Source organism: Methylocystis sp. NC52PC (assembly GCF_055698645.1).
In genome coordinates this window covers 3,236,119-3,250,965 of the sequence record NZ_CP170127.1, presented here as the reverse complement: position 1 = coordinate 3,250,965, position 14,847 = coordinate 3,236,119, and the positions used below count along the sequence as shown (strand labels likewise).

The window sequence follows — 14,847 nt, the reverse complement described above, 5'->3', positions numbered from 1 at the left end:
CGCATGGCCTGCCCGGCCATGACGAAGCGAACGCCCGAAAGCTTCCTCCATAAGTCTAAAAACGGCGTTAACGACACGGTCAGGCTGCGGCCGCAAGGGGGCGGAAATCTGGCGAAAATCAGACATTGCCCAAAGCTTGCGACCTGCCGGCGTTTTCCGAAACAGCTGTGTCCAGGGCGCCACAGTTATCGTTAACGCTTTTCGGCGCGCGCAAGATCGACCAGACGGGCCTCCACCCGCTCGACGCCGCGGAAGCTTTTGGGCGAGAGCCTGGCCGCGACATGAAAAAGCTCGCCCCGCCCGTTGAGCAGCGCGTCGCCGAGCGGCGCGCCGACGCAGCGAAAGGCGATGGTCTCGATCGAGGCGCCGTCGCCCGAGCGCAGGCGGGCGCGGACGTGACGCTCGCCGACGACCATGGCGCCGGTCAGCCGTTGTTCCGGCAGCGCGAAAACGGGCTCCGGGTTTCCCTGCCCGAACGGGCCGGCCTTCTCGACCCGCCTCAGGAGCTCCAGATCGACGGCGCGCGCTGAAAGCGCGGCGTCGATCACCAGCGCGTCCGCGTCCCGCGCCGCGTCGACCGCCTCGGCCAGAACGTCGCCGAGGAAGGCTCGGAAGTCAGAGAGCTTATCGCGGGAGAGGGTGACGCCGGCCGCCATCGCATGGCCGCCGCCCTTGACGGCGAGCCCCAGATCGACGGCGCGCCGGACGGCCCGGCCAATGTCCACGCCACTTAAACTTCTACCAGAACCTGTTCCGGTTTCTCCATTAAAAGCAAATGCGAACGCTGGTAAGTTGAAGCGGTCCTTGAGCCGTGAGGCGATCAATCCGACGACGCCCGGATGCCAGTCGTCGGCCTCGACGACGAGGCAGGACAGGCGGTTCGATCTCGTGAAAGCCAGCTCCGCCTTCGCGATCGCCTCCTCCAGCGCCTGGCTTTCAATGACCTGCCGTTCGCCATTCAGCCGGTCCAGTTCGCGCGCGATGCGGGCGGCCTCCAGCGGGTCCGAGAGGGTCAGAAGCCGCGCCCCGAGGCCGGCGTCGCCGATCCGGCCGCCGGCGTTGATCCGCGGCCCGAGCGCAAAGCCAAGATGATAGGCGCGGGGCGGCCCATCCAATCGGGCGGCGTCCATCAGCGCCGCCAGTCCCGGCCGCGCGCGGTTATGCATGACGGCGAGCCCCTTGGCGACGAAGGCGCGATTGAGTCCCTTGAGCGGGGCGACGTCGGCGACGGTGGCGAGGCCGACGAGATCGAGCGACGCGAGAAGGTCGGGCGCGCGCCGCGCCTCTCCCCAGAACCCCTTCGCCCGCAGCCGCCGCGTGAGGCCCGCAAGCGCCAGAAAGACGACGCCGGCGGCGCAAAGACCGCCCTGCCCCGAGAGATCGTCCTGCCGGTTGGGGTTGACGATGATGGCCCGAGGCAGGTCTTCGGGGGCCTGATGGTGATCGAGAACGATCACGTCGAGGCCGCGTTCTCTCGCCACGGCGAAGGGCTCGTGGCTGACCGTGCCGCAGTCGACCGTCACCAGAAGCGTCGCCCCCTTGTCGGCGAGCATGCGAATGGCGTCGGCGTTGGGGCCGTAGCCCTCGAAGATGCGGTCGGGAATGTGCACCAGTGGTTGGGGCGCCCCGGCCGCGCGCCAATAGTCGACGATCAGCGCCGAGGAGCAGGCGCCATCGACGTCGTAATCGCCGAAAACGGCGATCTGCTCGCCGGTCTCGATGGCGTGCCCCAGCCGCTCAACCGCCTCGTCCATGGCGGTCAGGGTCGAGGGATCGGGCATCAGATCGCGCAGCGTCGGGTCGAGATAGCGCGCGGCCTCGGTCACGCTGACGCCGCGGCCGACGAGGACGCGGGCGAGAAGGTCGTCGAGCCCGTGCGTCTGGGAAAGCGCCAGAGCCGCCGCCTCGCCGGCCGCGTCGAGTCGCGCCCGCCAGGGACGGCCCAGAATGGAGCGCTCGACGCCGAGAAAGGCGCGCGGCGCAGCGATGATGTCAGACATCGGGCGGCTCGGCTGATCGCTGAGGTCCGGCGCAGCGGCCGGGCCGGAAGCCTTCGCCATAACCCACCGGCCGGGGGCCTTTTAAGGCCGCCCTGGGGAAATCCACAGGAAGCCGCCCCCTGGCCTTGCTACAGCACGACCTTGACCCCGTAGGCGCCGAGCGCGCCCATAATGCCGTTGAAGACCAGCGACACGCCCATGGCGGAGACGAAGAAGCCCACGATTCGGGTGACGGCGTCGATCCCGGCGCGCCCGAGCCACTTCACCAACCGCCCGGCGAAGGCGAGACAAAGATAAGTGATGAAGACGGCGAGCCCGCCAGCGGCGAGGATCGCGGCATAGGCCGAGAGTTCGCTCGGGAACTTCTCGATCGTCGCCACCATGCCCAGCACGGTGGCGATCACGCCGGGGCCGAACATGAGCGGCATCGCCAGCGGCATGAAGGCGATATTGGCGTCGGGGCCGGCGTCGAGGAAGGCGCTCTTGCCGGAATCCGAAGGGGTAAACAGTTCAAAGCCGATGCGGGTCAAAACGATGCCGCCGGCGATCCGCACCATGTGCAGCGACACGCCGAAAATCTCGAGCACCAGGACGCCGAAGAACAGAAAAAACAGGATCAGCAGGGCCGTATAGAGCGAGGCGAGAAAAGCGATCCGGCGACGCCCGGCGTCGTCCTTGTCGTGGGTGAGGGATAGAAAGACCGGCAGAACTTCGAACGGGTTGATGACAGCGAGCAGCGTTGTGAAGGATGTAAAAAACAACGGCAAGAGCTTGGTAGCCACGTTCGCTCCTCGAAAAATGAACCCCCGTAGCGCCGATGGGTTTTCGAGAGGCGACACTATCGGCGGCCCTGCCCTGTCTCAAGCCCGCGACGCGACAGGACCGTCCGGACATGCAAAGGTCAGGCAATGCGCGACGCGATTCTTCTCGAAGCCGACGGCGACAGCGCCGAAATTCTCCCCTTTGGCGCAGAGCTTTCCGCTTGGCGCGCCGATGGCGTCGACATGATCTGGGCCAACGACCCCAAAGTTTGGGACCGTACGGCGCCGGTTCTGTTTCCCGTCGTCGGCTGGACGCGCGACGGGCGCGTCGCCGTCGAGGGGAAGACCTATCCGCTGGCGCTCCACGGCTTCGCCTGGAAGAAATGTTTCGAAATCGCCGAGCGCCGGCCCGACTATCTGCGGCTCGTCCTGCTGGACGACGCCGAGACGCACGCGCTCTATCCCTTCGCCTTCCGATTCGAAGTGGAGTTTCAGCTACGCAAGGGCGCGCTCGAGAATAATCTCATCGTGACCAACACCGACCCGCGCCCCCTGCCCTACGCCTGCGGCCTGCATCCGGCCTTCCGCTGGCCGCTCGCGGGCTCGACAGCCGAGCATGCGATCATTTTCGAGAAGTCCGAAAGCCCGGAGGTCCCGGTCATCGGACCGGGGGGCCTCTTCTCCAAACCGGTGCGGAGGACGCCGCTCGAAGGCGCCCGGCTGCCGCTCGAGCCGTCGATGTTCGCCCGCGACGCCTTGTGCTTCCTGAATTTGAACAGCCGCAGCCTCGTCTTCGACAATGGCGCCGGCGCGCGGCTGAAGGTGACGCTCGACGACTTCCCGCATGTCGGTTTCTGGACGCTGCCGCCGGCGCCCTATCTCTGCATCGAGCCCTGGACCGGCTATGGCGATCCCGAGGATTTCCATGGCGACCTCTATCAAAAGCCGTCCATGCGCATTCTCGCGCCGGGGGCGCAAGCGCGCCACGGCGCCAGTTTTGCCTTTGAGCAGAGCGCCGCTTCCGGCTAGGAAAAGCCTCCCCGCCTCTACAGGAATCGTTTCATGACCATCGCCGCCAGCGTCATCGAGGCCATCGGCCGCACGCCGCTCATCGAATTGCGCGCCGCGTCCAAAGCCACCGGCTGCCGCATCCTGGGCAAGGCGGAGTTCATGAATCCCGGCGGCTCGGTGAAGGACCGCGCCGCCCTCTTCATCGTGGAGGACGCCATCGCCAAGGGCGCGCTCAAGGCGGGCGGCGTCATCGTCGAGGGCACGGCGGGCAACACCGGCATCGGCCTGGCGCTTGTCGCCAACGCCATGGGCTTTCGCACAGTGATCGTCATTCCCGAGACGCAGAGCCAGGAAAAGAAGGACATGCTGCGGCTGCAGGGCGCGCAGCTCGTCGAAGTGCCGGCCGTCCCCTACGCCAATCCCAATAATTATGTGAAGCTTTCCGGCCGCCTCGCCGAGCGGCTGGCGAAGGAAGACCCGGCGGGCGCGGTCTGGGCCAATCAGTTCGACAATGTCGCCAATCGCGAGGCGCATATCATCACGACCGGGCCGGAGATTTACGACGCCCTCGACGGCAAGGTCGACGGCTTCGTCTGCGCCTGCGGCACGGGCGGGACGCTCGCCGGTGTCGGCATGGCGCTGAAGGCGCGCAACCCCGAGATCAAGATCGGACTCGCCGACCCCTTCGGCGCGGCGCTGTATTCCTACTATACGAGCGGCGTGCTGAAGGCCGAGGGCTCTTCCATCACGGAGGGGATCGGCCAGGGCCGCATCACCGCCAATCTCGAAGGCGCACCCATTGACGTCGCCTATCAGATCCCCGACAGCGAAGCGCTGGACATCGTCTTCGCGCTCGCCGAAGAGGAAGGGCTGCTGCTCGGCGGCTCCTCGGGGATCAATGTGGCGGGCGCCATCCGCCTCGCGCGCGACCTCGGCCCCGGCCACACCATCGTGACCATCCTCTGCGACGGCGGCGCCCGCTATGCGTCGAAGCTGTTCAACATCGACTTCCTGCGCAGCCTGAACCTGCCGACGCCGAAATGGCTCGAGAGGCAGGTCGCGATCGATCCGGGGTTCGTGTGATCATGGCCCTCCCCAGCGACGGGGCTCAAAACTTGGCCAGAATTTCCTCCGCCCGCCCAACGTCCTCCGGGCGGTTGACATTGAAAAACGGGTCGTATGGCGCAACCGGCCAATCGACGGTCACATTGGAATAGCGCGCAATAAAAGCGGACACTTTCCGGACGTCCTCTTCGACGAGCGCCCGGCGCAGGTCCTCGCGCAGCGCCACGGGCCAAAGCGCCACCGCATGATGGACGCGCCCGCCCGACGCCGCCACGGCGATTTGAGCCCTCGCCGCCTGCCGCGCAGCGCCGAGACGCTCGACGAGGTCGGCGGGCAGAAAGGGCGTATCGGCCGGAGCGCTGAGGATATCCGTCACATGGGGGGAATTGGCGCGCGCGTGATCCATTCCCGCCAGCACGCCCGCGAGCGGACCTGCAAAGCCCACGACGCTGTCGGCGACGACCGGTAGACCAAAAGCGGAAAAGCGCGCCGGATCGCCGTTGGCGTTGAGGACCAGGGCAGCGCATTGCGGACGCAAGCGCTCGATCGCCTGCGCCAAAATCGGACGCCCGCCCAGCGCCAGCAGCGGCTTGTCGCCGCCGCCCATCCGCCGGGCGAGACCGCCCGCGAGAAGAACGCCGACACACCCCTTCATAACCTTCGCCGATCTTGCAAGAGACGCCTCGAGCCTCGATCTAACCTGAGACGCCCATTTTCGGAAAGGACCTCTTCATGCTGTCTCGCCGCGCCCTCCCCGCCTTTCTAGCCTCTTTCGCTCTTCTTGGCGCGCTCACTGGGGCTGTCGCCGCCGAGAAGGCGTTTTCGCAGCAAGCCTTTGCAGCCGCGCAGGGCGCCGGCAAGCCGATCGTCGTGCATGTCTACGCCCCCTGGTGCCCGACCTGCCGGGCCCAGGAGCCAATCCTCCACAAACTCGAAGCCGATCCCAAATTCTCGGGCGCGGAAGCGTTCCGCGTGGATTTCGACGGCCAGAAAGAGGCGGTGCGGGCGTTGAAGGCCTCCGCGCAGAGCACGATCATCGTCTTCAAGGGCGGGAAGGAAGTCGGCCGCTCGGTTGGCGAGACCAATCCCAAAGCCATCTCCGACCTGCTCGACAAGGCGCTCTGACATGGGCGCCGGCGCCCTCGGCCTCGCTTTTCTCGCCGGGCTGCTTTCGGCGCTCTCTCCCTGCGTGTTGCCGCTGCTGCCGCTCGTGCTGGGCGCGGCGGCGGCTGATCATAAATGGGCGCCGGCTCTGCTCGCCCTGGGGGTCGCGCTCTCCTTTGTCGTCATCGGGCTTTTCGTGGCGACGATCGGTTTTTCCATCGGCCTCGACGCCGACGTCTTCCGAGGCGCGGCGGCGGCCTTGATGATCGCTCTTGGCGTGCTTCTGCTCTTCCCGGTCCTACAGGCCCGGGTCGCCGCCGCGGCGGGGCCGATGAGCGACCGGCTCAACGCCGCCTTCGGGGATACGCCGTCGCGCGGCCTGTTCGGGCAATTTACCGTCGGGCTGCTGCTTGGCGCGGTCTGGAGCCCCTGCGTCGGGCCGACCCTGGGCGCGGCCTCGGTTCTGGCGGCGCAAGGCGAGGATATTCCCGCCGTCGGCGCGACCATGGGCGTCTTCGGCCTCGGCGCCGCCGCGCCCCTGCTCATTCTCGGCCTGCTGTCGCGCCAGGCTTTCGCGCGCTGGCGCGATCCGCTCCTTGCCGCCTCGAAGGGACTGAAACAGGCGCTGGGACTTCTGTTTCTGGCGCTCGGCGCATTGATCGTCAGCGGCGCGGACAAGTCTCTCGAAGCCGCGCTGGTGTCCGCCTCGCCGGAATGGCTCACGCAGCTGACGACGCGTTTTTGAGGCGGATCAACAAGCGGGGCCGGCGCCGCACCTTCTAACAATTGGTTTAAATCCATTCGCCTAAGCGTTTGGTCCTTTAGGCAAATATTAAAAGGGCTTGCGCTATAACGTCGCCACTGTGTGATTGTAGAGTTTGTGAGTTCGACGAAATGACCGAGACGCATCGTCCGCGTGTCAAATATGTGATCGGCCCCGACGGCAGCCCACTGACCATCGCCGACCTCCCCCCGCCGACGACAAAGCGCTGGGTCATTCGCCGCAAGGCGGAAGTCGTCGCCGCGGTGCGCGGCGGACTTCTCTCGCTCGACGAGGCGTGCAGTCGCTACACGCTTACGGTCGACGAGTTCTTGAGCTGGCAAATGTCGATCGACCAGCACGGCCTCGCTGGCCTGCGCACCACCCGCCTCCAGCAGTATCGCATCTGAGCGCTACCGGCGACGTCCAAAGCTTCCCCGTCTCTCCCCCTTGCAGGGAGGGATGTCCCGCGGCCTACGCAGGCGGCGGTCCTTCCGTCTCGCCCTCGACGGCGTGGCGCAGCTTTTCGACGAGCTTCTTGCGCTCGAACAGCGCCACGACGATGAGCGCCGCGAGCAGCGGAATGATGAGATAGAAAAGCCGCCAGACCAGCAGCGCGGCCAGCACCTGCAGGCGCGGGACGTCCGGCATCAGATTGATGAAGATGAGTTCGAAAACGCCGAGCCCGCCCGGCGCATGGGAGACGAGCGCCGCCGAGAAGGACAAAAGAAAGGCCCCGAGGACGACGATATAGCCTGGATTTCCCTGCTCGGGCAGCGCGAAATAGATGATGCCGGCGGCGCCGATCAGCTCCAGCGGCGCCGCGAACAGCTGCCGCACCATGATGTCGGGGCGCGGATAGAGAATCTCGAAGCGGCCGAAGCGGAACGGCCGGAAATGCATCAGCGAGCCCGCGATATAGAGCGCGACGAAACCAAGGCAGAGCAATCCGACCGTGCGGGCCGCGTGCGGATGCGTGAAGATATCCGGCAGGAAGCCGGACAGGCGCTGCATCATGCCCGGATCGTAGGTGAGCAGCAGCCCGCCAAGGAGAACATTGCCGAAGGCGAAAGTGTAGGAGCAGAGCACCACCAGCGCCGCGACCTGCGTCGCCGACAGGCCCTTCGTCGAATAGGCGCGGTACCGCACCATGGCGCCCGAGAAGACGCTCGCGCCGATATTGTGCGACAGCGCGTAAGTGGTGAAGGAGCACATCGAGATGAACATCCACGAGATGTGCTTCACCCCGAGATGCAGCAGCGCAATACGATCGTACCAAGCCAGAGCCGCATAGGCGACGAGCGTCGACAGAAAGGCGAAGAAATAGTCGGTCGTGGGGATGGCCTTTAGGTTGGCCCAGACTTCCGTTCCGACGGACTCGCCCTGAAACTCGTGGTAGAGCAGGTAGAACGATCCGACGACTGCGGCGAGCCCGACTACGGGCCAGAAGTATTCTGCCAGTTTTTTCATGCAGCCCGTCGGGTTAGACCTCATCGGTCATGCTTCGGAAGCGAGGCCGCTACTGGCCTGAGCACTCCCTCGCATGTAAGAAGGCCGCGGGCAAGCGCCAAGTGGCTGAGCAGGCGCCGTGGCCCCGCGGACCAATGAAAAGAGCCTGAAACCAATCGGATGGACGCTATGAAGGAGCTAATTTCGCGAGTCAAAGGCTTGATCCTGGCCCCGCAGAAGGAATGGGAGCTGATCGAGACGGAAAGAACGTCGATCTTCGACCTCTACCGTCGCTACATCGTCATTCTCGCGGCCATTCCGCCTTTCGCCAGCTTTCTCGGCGCCTGGCTCTTTGGCGCGCGCGGGCTTCATCCGACGTTCACCGCCGGGCTTTTCCGCGCAGCCGTCCAATATCTGTTGAGCCTGCCGGCCCTGTTCGTGGTCGCCTTCGTGATTTCCATGGCCGCGCCCCATTTCGACGGCAAGAGCGACGACCGGAGGGCGCTGACGCTCGCCGCCTATTCCTACACCCCGGCGTGGCTCGCGGCCGGCTTCGGTCTCGTGCCGGGGCTGCGCTTCCTCGACGTTCTCGGTTTTTATGGGGTTTACGTCTTCTCGCAGGGCCTCACCCGCATGATGCGCGTTCCCAAAGACAATCTGGACGTCTTCACGCTGGTGACGCTTTTCTTGACCGTGGCCATGGGCGCGCTGCACGCGTGGATCGTCTCGGCGATTGCGCCGCAGCAGCTTATTTGACAGGCTAGGAACCAGGCGGCGACTCCGCCCCGGCCGTCAACAGCCAATTTCGACGGAGCCGTCATCTCGGCGTTTTCGTCGCGTGTCCGCGCCATCTGAGGCGCCCGCCCTATTTGAAACGCTCGCAGCGCAGCCCTCGCCCCTCGACCACGCGAGGATCGCGCTTCGCGCCGGCGTCTCGATATAGCGCCACGCCAGATAAGACAGCCAGATCGTCAAAAGGATGAAGAGCGCGAACGCCATACTGTGCGGCAGCCCGCTGCTTCTCAAGATATAGCTCTGAATAATTTGATGAAGCATATAAATAGCGAAACTTATTTCGCCTGCGACGACGTAAAACCGCTGCGATAATATGCGAGAAAGCACACCTTTCTGCGCGGCAAATATCATAATGATAACGGCGAAGATTGGCGCCTCTCCCGATCGCTCCAACCAGAAACCAAGTGATGCGGGCAAAAGATGGCCGGGGTAGTGTTTTATGTAAAATTCCGTGTTCAGCGTGAGCGAAAGTCCAAATAGCGCGACGCCCGCCAGCTCTAGCCCGGTCCCGAGAAACAAGCCTTTTGGCGCCATGGGCGAGAAGCGTTCGAAGAGGACCGCCGCGCTCATCCCGAGGGTGAACTCGAACAACCGCGCCAGCGGATTAACGTAAAGAACGGTATCGAGACTGGCTGAGTGGCGGTCGACGACCGGCAAACTCAGTGAATTGGCGAGCCAAATCAGCGCGATGGCCGGGACGAGCCCGACGATCGGCAGGATGCGCCAGTGTCGGTCTCTGAGTTGCACGAGCCCGATGAACGCGACGTAGAAGAACGCCTCTACGGAAATGCTCCACGACACCGCGTTATAGCTCATATTGTAGCATGTATAGGGCGACCATGCCTGAAGCAGCGACAGATTGAGCACAGCAGCGGCGCTGCCTTCTGGAGTTGAAAGGTAGTGTGGAACCCAATCCAGCGCCCAGAACAAGGAGAAGAACGCGACAGCATGAAGGGGCCAAATTCGCGCAAATCGAGCCACCAAGAAGCGGCGGCTCTCCTCAAAGGATTTCAGGCGCGGATATCTCAATGTAAGTATAAAACCAGACAGAACAAAGAAAAAAGACACGCCCTGATAGGACGGGAATAGTCTTGTCCACTCTTGAGGAAGACCAAAGGTCCCATTCGAGTGTCCAATTACCACCATCGCAGCGGCGAAAAACCTCAGTGAGGTCAGCGTCGCAATGTCTTGACTTGTCAAACGGGACCCCAGCAATCGCCATAAAATAACACGACGGTGTGGCAAATGCTGTATAGCACAGTTCACGCCTGTTGCAAGCTAAGGTCAAGGCAGCGGTAGAGCCGCCCCTAGACCCGGGCGAAAGCGAAGGCCTTTGCAACGTCCTCCAGCGAGGCGGGCTTGGTCATGTGAAGATCGAACCCCGCTTCGCGCGTTTGGCGCCGCGTTTCTTCACCGCCCCACCCGGTGAGCGCGACAATGGTCGCCGACCTGCCGGCCGGGATGGCCCGCAGGCGGCGGGCCGTTTCGAAACCGTCGATTCCCGGCATGCCGAGATCGAGGAACACCAGCCCCGGCAGGAAGGTCTCGAAAGTCTCGATCCCGCGCGCGCCGTCATAGGCGGCGCGGACCTCGGCGCCCATGGCGCGCAATAACATCGCCATGCTGATGGCCGCGTCCTCATTGTCGTCGATGACGAGCACGCGCTCGGGCGGCGACGCCAGCTTGCCCTGCGATCCAAATTCCTGCGGGACCGCGCAGGCCGCGCCCTGCGACAGGGGGAGACGCAGGACGAAACGGCTGCCCCGCCCCAGCCCCGCGCTCTCGGCGGTCGCCTCGCCCCCATGCATGGTCACGAGCGTGCGCACCAACGCCAATCCGATCCCCAGCCCCCCTTGCGCGCGGTCGCGGGTGCGGTCGACCTGAGCGAAAAGCTCGAAGATATGAGGCAGCATCTCGGGCGGAATGCCCGCTCCGGTATCGGCGACGCTCACAACCGCCTGGTCGTCCCGGGCATGCGCCTCGATATCGACGCGGCCGCCGGCTTCTGTGTATTTCGCCGCATTATTGAGAAGGTTGCAGATGACCTGCGTCAGCCGCACAGGATCGGCCTCGATATGGAGCGGCCGGGTCGGCACGCGCACCGACAGGGCGATCCCGCTGGCGTCGAGGAAGGGCCGGCTCGCCTCTATGGCCTGGTGGATAATGGTGGGGACGTCGACGCGCTCCATCTTCAGCTCGATCTTGCCGCTGCGGATGCGCGACACTTCCATCAGGTCGTCAACGAGCCTGACGATATGGTCGACCTGCCGCGCCATCATCTCCTGAACGCGCGGCGCATTCGGGTCCTGCCTGTCGAACTGCCGCAATAGGTGCAGGCCGGTGCGGATCGGCGCGAGCGGATTGCGCAATTCATGCGCGAGCGTCGCCAGAAACTCGTCCTTGCGCCGCGCTGAGTCTCTCAGCGCCTGCTCCATTTTGAGCCGCGCCATCGCCATGGCGACGAGATGGCTGACCGCCTGCATGACCTCGATCTCGTCGAGCGTGAACGTCGGGCGGGATTTTGCGCCGAAAGACAGCGTGCCGATCAATTTGCCCTGCGAGAGCATCGGATGGCAGCAATAGGCTTCGACGCCCAAGGATTTCACCAGCGCCGTGCGCACGTCCTCGTGGCAGGAAATGTGTTCGGCAATGATGCGTTCGCCGTCGCGCGCGACACAACCGCAAATCGCAACGCCGAAATCCAGCCATTCGATCTGCGCGGCTTCCGCCTCGCCGATGCCCCCGCAGGCGTTGAGGCGCAGGCGCTTCGCGCTCTCGTCGACCACGAAGTTGAAAAAGACGTCGCAATTGATGAACCGCATCACCTCCGCGCAAAGCTCGGAGACGACGCCCTGGACGTCGCGCGACTGCAGAAGCCGGGCGGCGGTGTTCGAAAGAAGCTCGTTGCGGCGCACGCTCCATTGCAGCGCCGTTTCGACGGCTTTGCGGTCGGTTATGTCCTGTGTGATCCCAAAACCGCCGAGCAGATTACCGTTCGCGTCGAAGTCCAGATCGGCCTTTTCGCGGACCCATTTGACGGCGCCGTCGACGATGATGCGGTGCTCGAGGTCATACGGCTCGCCACGAAGCGCGGCGTTCCATCTCTCGTCGACATAGTCACGGTCGTCGGGATGGACCGCTTCGAGAAAGGTCTCGTAGGTCTGCGAGGCGCCGAGCGTTACGCCAAAGATCCGGTAATTCTCCTCGGACCAGGTCAAGACGTTCCGGCGCGTGTCGAGCCGCCACCAGCCGATCTGGCCAAGCTGCTGCGCGCGGGCGAAATTCTGGGAACGGTCGAGGCCCAGCGCCACGTCGACGGCGCGCCTCCCTTCGTCGGGACCGCAACCGACCACCACCTCGGCCATTTTACCCATGACCAGACCTGTACAGACGCCTCAAGCGTCGATTTTTCATACGACTTGACGGCGCAAGCAAGCTTGGCGCTGCTCCGCAACGCAAAAATTACGCGGGATTAATGGAAAATCACTCGGGATCCGACGACCAGCGCGCCGCCGCAGCGTCATCTTCTTTTTTCGCCGCCACCCAACCGCCGTCGGAGCCGTCGATGCGCCGCTCCTTTTTCCAGAAGGGCGCGCGGGTCTTGAGATAGTCCATCATGAATTCGGCGGCCGCGAAGGCTTCGCCGCGGTGGCGCGCCGCCGTGACGACGAGCACGATAGGTTCGCCGGGCCGAATGAGGCCGTGACGATGGATGACGGTGAGGCCAATGAGCGGCCACCGCGACAGCGCCTCTTGCGCGACGCGCGAGATCTCTTCCTCGGCCATGCCGGGGTAATGTTCGAGCTCGAGCGCGACGAGCGAACCGTCCTCGTCGCGGCAGAGACCCGTGAAGGCCACGACGGCGCCGACGTCGCGGCGTCCCTGCGTGAGCAGGGCTTCCTCTTTGGCGGGGTCGAACCCCTCGGCCTGAACCCGAACGGTGGGAGACGTCATCAACCGCCCGTCATTGGCGGGAAAAAGGCGACCTCGCGAGCGCTGGCGATGGGCGCGTCGGGGCCCGCGTGCGTCTTGTCGATCGCCGCGCGGATCGTCTTGGGATTGGCGAAGGCGGCGGCGTAGCCTTCGCCCCGTGCCGCCAGCCAGTCGACGAGCTGACGAACCGTTTCGACCTCGCGCGGCGGAGAGATTTCCTCTTCGGCGCGCCCGATCCGCTCCCGCACCCAGGCGAAGTAAACCGCCTTCATGATCCGTTTTCGTCCCCGAAGTGAGAGAAGGCCGCCTGCAGATAGTCTGCGCCCGTATAGAGCGTCAGCACGGCCGCGACCCAGAGCATGGCCGAACCGATCTTCACCGCTCCGGGCATCACTGTCTCGCCGGCCGGACCGGCGATGAAGAAGCCGAGCGCCACAAGCTGAAACGCCGTCTTCCATTTGGCGATGGCCGAAACCGGCAGCCGAACCTTGAGCTCCGCCAGATACTCCCGCAGCCCGGAGACGAGAATCTCGCGACACAGGATGATGATGGCGGCCCAGATCGTCCAGCCGACAAGGGTCTGGTTGGCCACGACGGCGAGGATCGTCGCCGCGACGAGCAGCTTGTCGGCGATGGGGTCGAGCATGCGGCCGATGGGGGACTGCTGTTGCCACGCCCGCGCCAGATAGCCGTCGAAGAAATCCGTCACGGCCGCAGCCGTATAGACGCTCAGCGCCGCCCAGCGCGTCCAGTCTTCGCTGGACGCGAGGAGAAAGCCCGCCACCACGGGCACGGCGAGACACCTCCCGTAAGTGAGCAAATTGGGCAGCGCCAGGGCGTGAGAACGGCGCTTGGTCGTGACGGCGGTCTCGGTCATGTCCGCAAGGGAATAGGTCAGGCGTCTCTCTTGTCAATAGACACGGCGGCGGCCTTGCTTGTGACACGTCGCTCGCGTGCGCCGCAATATGAACCTCACTCCCTGTCGAGCGCGAATTTCCCCGGTCCCGCGACCGCGAAGAATAGAAACACGAAACAATAAAGCGCCGCGAGTTCGCCCTTGTTCTGGATCGGCCAAAACGCCTGAAAGGCGTGGAATCCGAAATAGGCGACCGCCATCTCGCCCGACAGCACGAAGGCGGCCGGCCGCGTGAACAGGCCGAGAAGCAGCAAAATCCCGCCCACGACCTCGATGACGCCAGCGGCACCGAGGAAAGAGAAGAGCTTCAGGTCATTGAACATGTCGACATGCGGATAGCCGAAGAGCTTCGCCGCGCCGTGCTGCAAAAACAGCAAGGCCGTCGCAATTCTCAACACCCCCTGCACGTGCGGCAGGTAGCGCTCCGGTATGATTCGACGCGTCATGGCGAGCCTCAAATAATTTTGGCGATGTCCTCGAAAGCGAAGCGCGGGCCGCGGGGATAGAGCTTGGCGCTGTCCCCATAGCCGATATTGATCAGGAAATTGCTCTTCACGCGCGTGCCGGCGAAAAACTCGGCGTCCACCTTGGCTCTGTCGAAGCCGCTCATGGGGCCGGCGTCGAGCCCCACGGCGCGCAAGGCGAGAATGAAATAGCCGCCCTGCAGCGTGCCGTTGCGGACCGCCGTCTCCTCGATCAGCGTCTCATTGCCGGCGAACCAGGAGCGCGCGTCCGTCGCGGGATAGAGAAAGGGCAGATGCTCGTGAAAATCGAGGTCGTAGGCGACGATGGCCGTCGCTGGCGCCGCCATCGTCTTTTCGAGGTTGCCTTGTGACATGGCCGGCGCGAGGCGCTGCTTGGCCTCTGGCGTGCGCACGAACACGATGCGCAGGGGCGAACAATTGGCGCTGGTCGGCCCCCATTTGGCGTAGTCCACCGCCAGCTCGAGGAGATCGTCGGGGACTTCCTTGTCGATCCAGCCGTTGTGCGTGCGCGCGGCGGTGAAAAGCTGTTCCATCGCCTCCGGCGGGAGATGTTTTCCGTCAGTCACCT

At 64.5% G+C, this 14,847-nt stretch carries 17 protein-coding genes; 6 read left to right on the top strand and 11 right to left on the bottom strand.

The window, feature by feature from the left end; all coding sequences use genetic code 11:
- Positions 1–191: 191 nt before the first annotated feature.
- Both recJ and ACETII_RS17845 read right to left on the bottom strand, forming a co-directional pair.
- Positions 192–2,000, bottom strand: coding sequence for a single-stranded-DNA-specific exonuclease RecJ (gene recJ / locus ACETII_RS17850; protein ID WP_472786403.1), 1,809 nt, complete (start codon positions 1,998–2,000; stop codon positions 192–194).
- 128 nt (positions 2,001–2,128) lie between these two features.
- Positions 2,129–2,782: a MarC family protein gene (locus ACETII_RS17845; RefSeq protein ID WP_472786402.1), complete on the bottom strand. Its 654-nt coding sequence runs from the start codon at positions 2,780–2,782 to the stop codon at positions 2,129–2,131.
- A gap of 126 nt (positions 2,783–2,908) precedes the next feature.
- Here ACETII_RS17845 and ACETII_RS17840 point away from each other — a divergent pair, with 126 nt between their 5' ends.
- A complete protein-coding gene (locus tag ACETII_RS17840; RefSeq protein WP_472786401.1) occupies positions 2,909–3,790 on the top strand; it encodes an aldose 1-epimerase family protein in 882 nt (293 codons plus the stop codon).
- A 33-nt stretch (positions 3,791–3,823) separates the two neighbouring features.
- Positions 3,824–4,855, top strand: coding sequence for a cysteine synthase A (locus ACETII_RS17835; RefSeq protein ID WP_472786400.1), 1,032 nt, complete (start codon positions 3,824–3,826; stop codon positions 4,853–4,855).
- 25 nt (positions 4,856–4,880) lie between these two features.
- On the opposite strand, the gene mobA is transcribed toward ACETII_RS17835, so the two are convergent.
- The gene (mobA, locus tag ACETII_RS17830) at positions 4,881–5,492 is read right to left on the bottom strand and encodes a molybdenum cofactor guanylyltransferase MobA (RefSeq protein WP_472786399.1); all 612 of its coding nucleotides are present in this window, start codon (positions 5,490–5,492) and stop codon (positions 4,881–4,883) included.
- 77 nt (positions 5,493–5,569) lie between these two features.
- Here mobA and ACETII_RS17825 point away from each other — a divergent pair, with 77 nt between their 5' ends.
- The 3 genes from ACETII_RS17825 (at position 5,570) to sciP (ending at position 7,111) form a co-directional block, all read left to right on the top strand.
- A complete protein-coding gene (locus ACETII_RS17825) occupies positions 5,570–5,962 on the top strand; it encodes a thioredoxin family protein (RefSeq protein ID WP_363348195.1) in 393 nt (130 codons plus the stop codon).
- 1 nt (position 5,963) lies between these two features.
- Positions 5,964–6,686, top strand: a complete 723-nt coding sequence (locus ACETII_RS17820; protein WP_472786398.1) for a cytochrome c biogenesis CcdA family protein — start codon at positions 5,964–5,966, stop codon at positions 6,684–6,686.
- A 149-nt stretch (positions 6,687–6,835) separates the two neighbouring features.
- The gene (gene sciP, locus ACETII_RS17815; protein ID WP_363348192.1) at positions 6,836–7,111 is read left to right on the top strand and encodes a CtrA inhibitor SciP; all 276 of its coding nucleotides are present in this window, start codon (positions 6,836–6,838) and stop codon (positions 7,109–7,111) included.
- A 64-nt stretch (positions 7,112–7,175) separates the two neighbouring features.
- Here the strand turns inward: sciP and ACETII_RS17810 are convergent, their stop codons facing one another.
- Positions 7,176–8,171 (bottom strand): lysylphosphatidylglycerol synthase domain-containing protein, encoded by a 996-nt coding sequence (locus tag ACETII_RS17810; protein WP_363348190.1) that lies wholly within the window; start codon positions 8,169–8,171, stop codon positions 7,176–7,178.
- 168 nt (positions 8,172–8,339) lie between these two features.
- Between ACETII_RS17810 and ACETII_RS17805 the strand changes: the two genes are divergently transcribed.
- Positions 8,340–8,906, top strand: coding sequence for a Yip1 family protein (locus ACETII_RS17805; protein ID WP_363348188.1), 567 nt, complete (start codon positions 8,340–8,342; stop codon positions 8,904–8,906).
- Positions 8,907–8,942: 36 nt separating this feature from the next.
- Here ACETII_RS17805 and ACETII_RS17800 read toward each other — a convergent pair whose 3' ends face one another.
- From ACETII_RS17800 to ACETII_RS17770, 7 genes are all read right to left on the bottom strand, one after another.
- On the bottom strand, positions 8,943–10,145 hold the full coding sequence (locus tag ACETII_RS17800; RefSeq protein WP_472786397.1) for an acyltransferase family protein: 1,203 nt from the start codon (positions 10,143–10,145) through the stop codon (positions 8,943–8,945).
- Positions 10,146–10,252: 107 nt separating this feature from the next.
- A complete protein-coding gene (locus tag ACETII_RS17795; protein ID WP_472786396.1) occupies positions 10,253–12,319 on the bottom strand; it encodes a hybrid sensor histidine kinase/response regulator in 2,067 nt (688 codons plus the stop codon).
- A gap of 109 nt (positions 12,320–12,428) precedes the next feature.
- On the bottom strand, positions 12,429–12,899 hold the full coding sequence (locus ACETII_RS17790; RefSeq protein WP_472786395.1) for a molybdenum cofactor biosynthesis protein MoaE: 471 nt from the start codon (positions 12,897–12,899) through the stop codon (positions 12,429–12,431).
- Positions 12,899–13,150, bottom strand: a complete 252-nt coding sequence (gene moaD / locus ACETII_RS17785; RefSeq protein ID WP_363348181.1) for a molybdopterin converting factor subunit 1 — start codon at positions 13,148–13,150, stop codon at positions 12,899–12,901. Before moaD ends, ACETII_RS17790 begins: the two co-directional genes overlap by 1 nt.
- Entirely contained in the window at positions 13,147–13,755 is a 609-nt protein-coding gene (pgsA, locus tag ACETII_RS17780) for a CDP-diacylglycerol--glycerol-3-phosphate 3-phosphatidyltransferase (RefSeq protein ID WP_363348179.1), read from the bottom strand. The genes moaD and pgsA overlap by 4 nt, the downstream gene beginning before the upstream one ends.
- A gap of 95 nt (positions 13,756–13,850) precedes the next feature.
- Positions 13,851–14,240 (bottom strand): DoxX family protein, encoded by a 390-nt coding sequence (locus ACETII_RS17775; protein ID WP_363348177.1) that lies wholly within the window; start codon positions 14,238–14,240, stop codon positions 13,851–13,853.
- An 8-nt stretch (positions 14,241–14,248) separates the two neighbouring features.
- Positions 14,249–14,845, bottom strand: coding sequence for a malonic semialdehyde reductase (locus ACETII_RS17770; RefSeq protein WP_363348175.1), 597 nt, complete (start codon positions 14,843–14,845; stop codon positions 14,249–14,251).
- Positions 14,846–14,847: the final 2 nt, after the last annotated feature.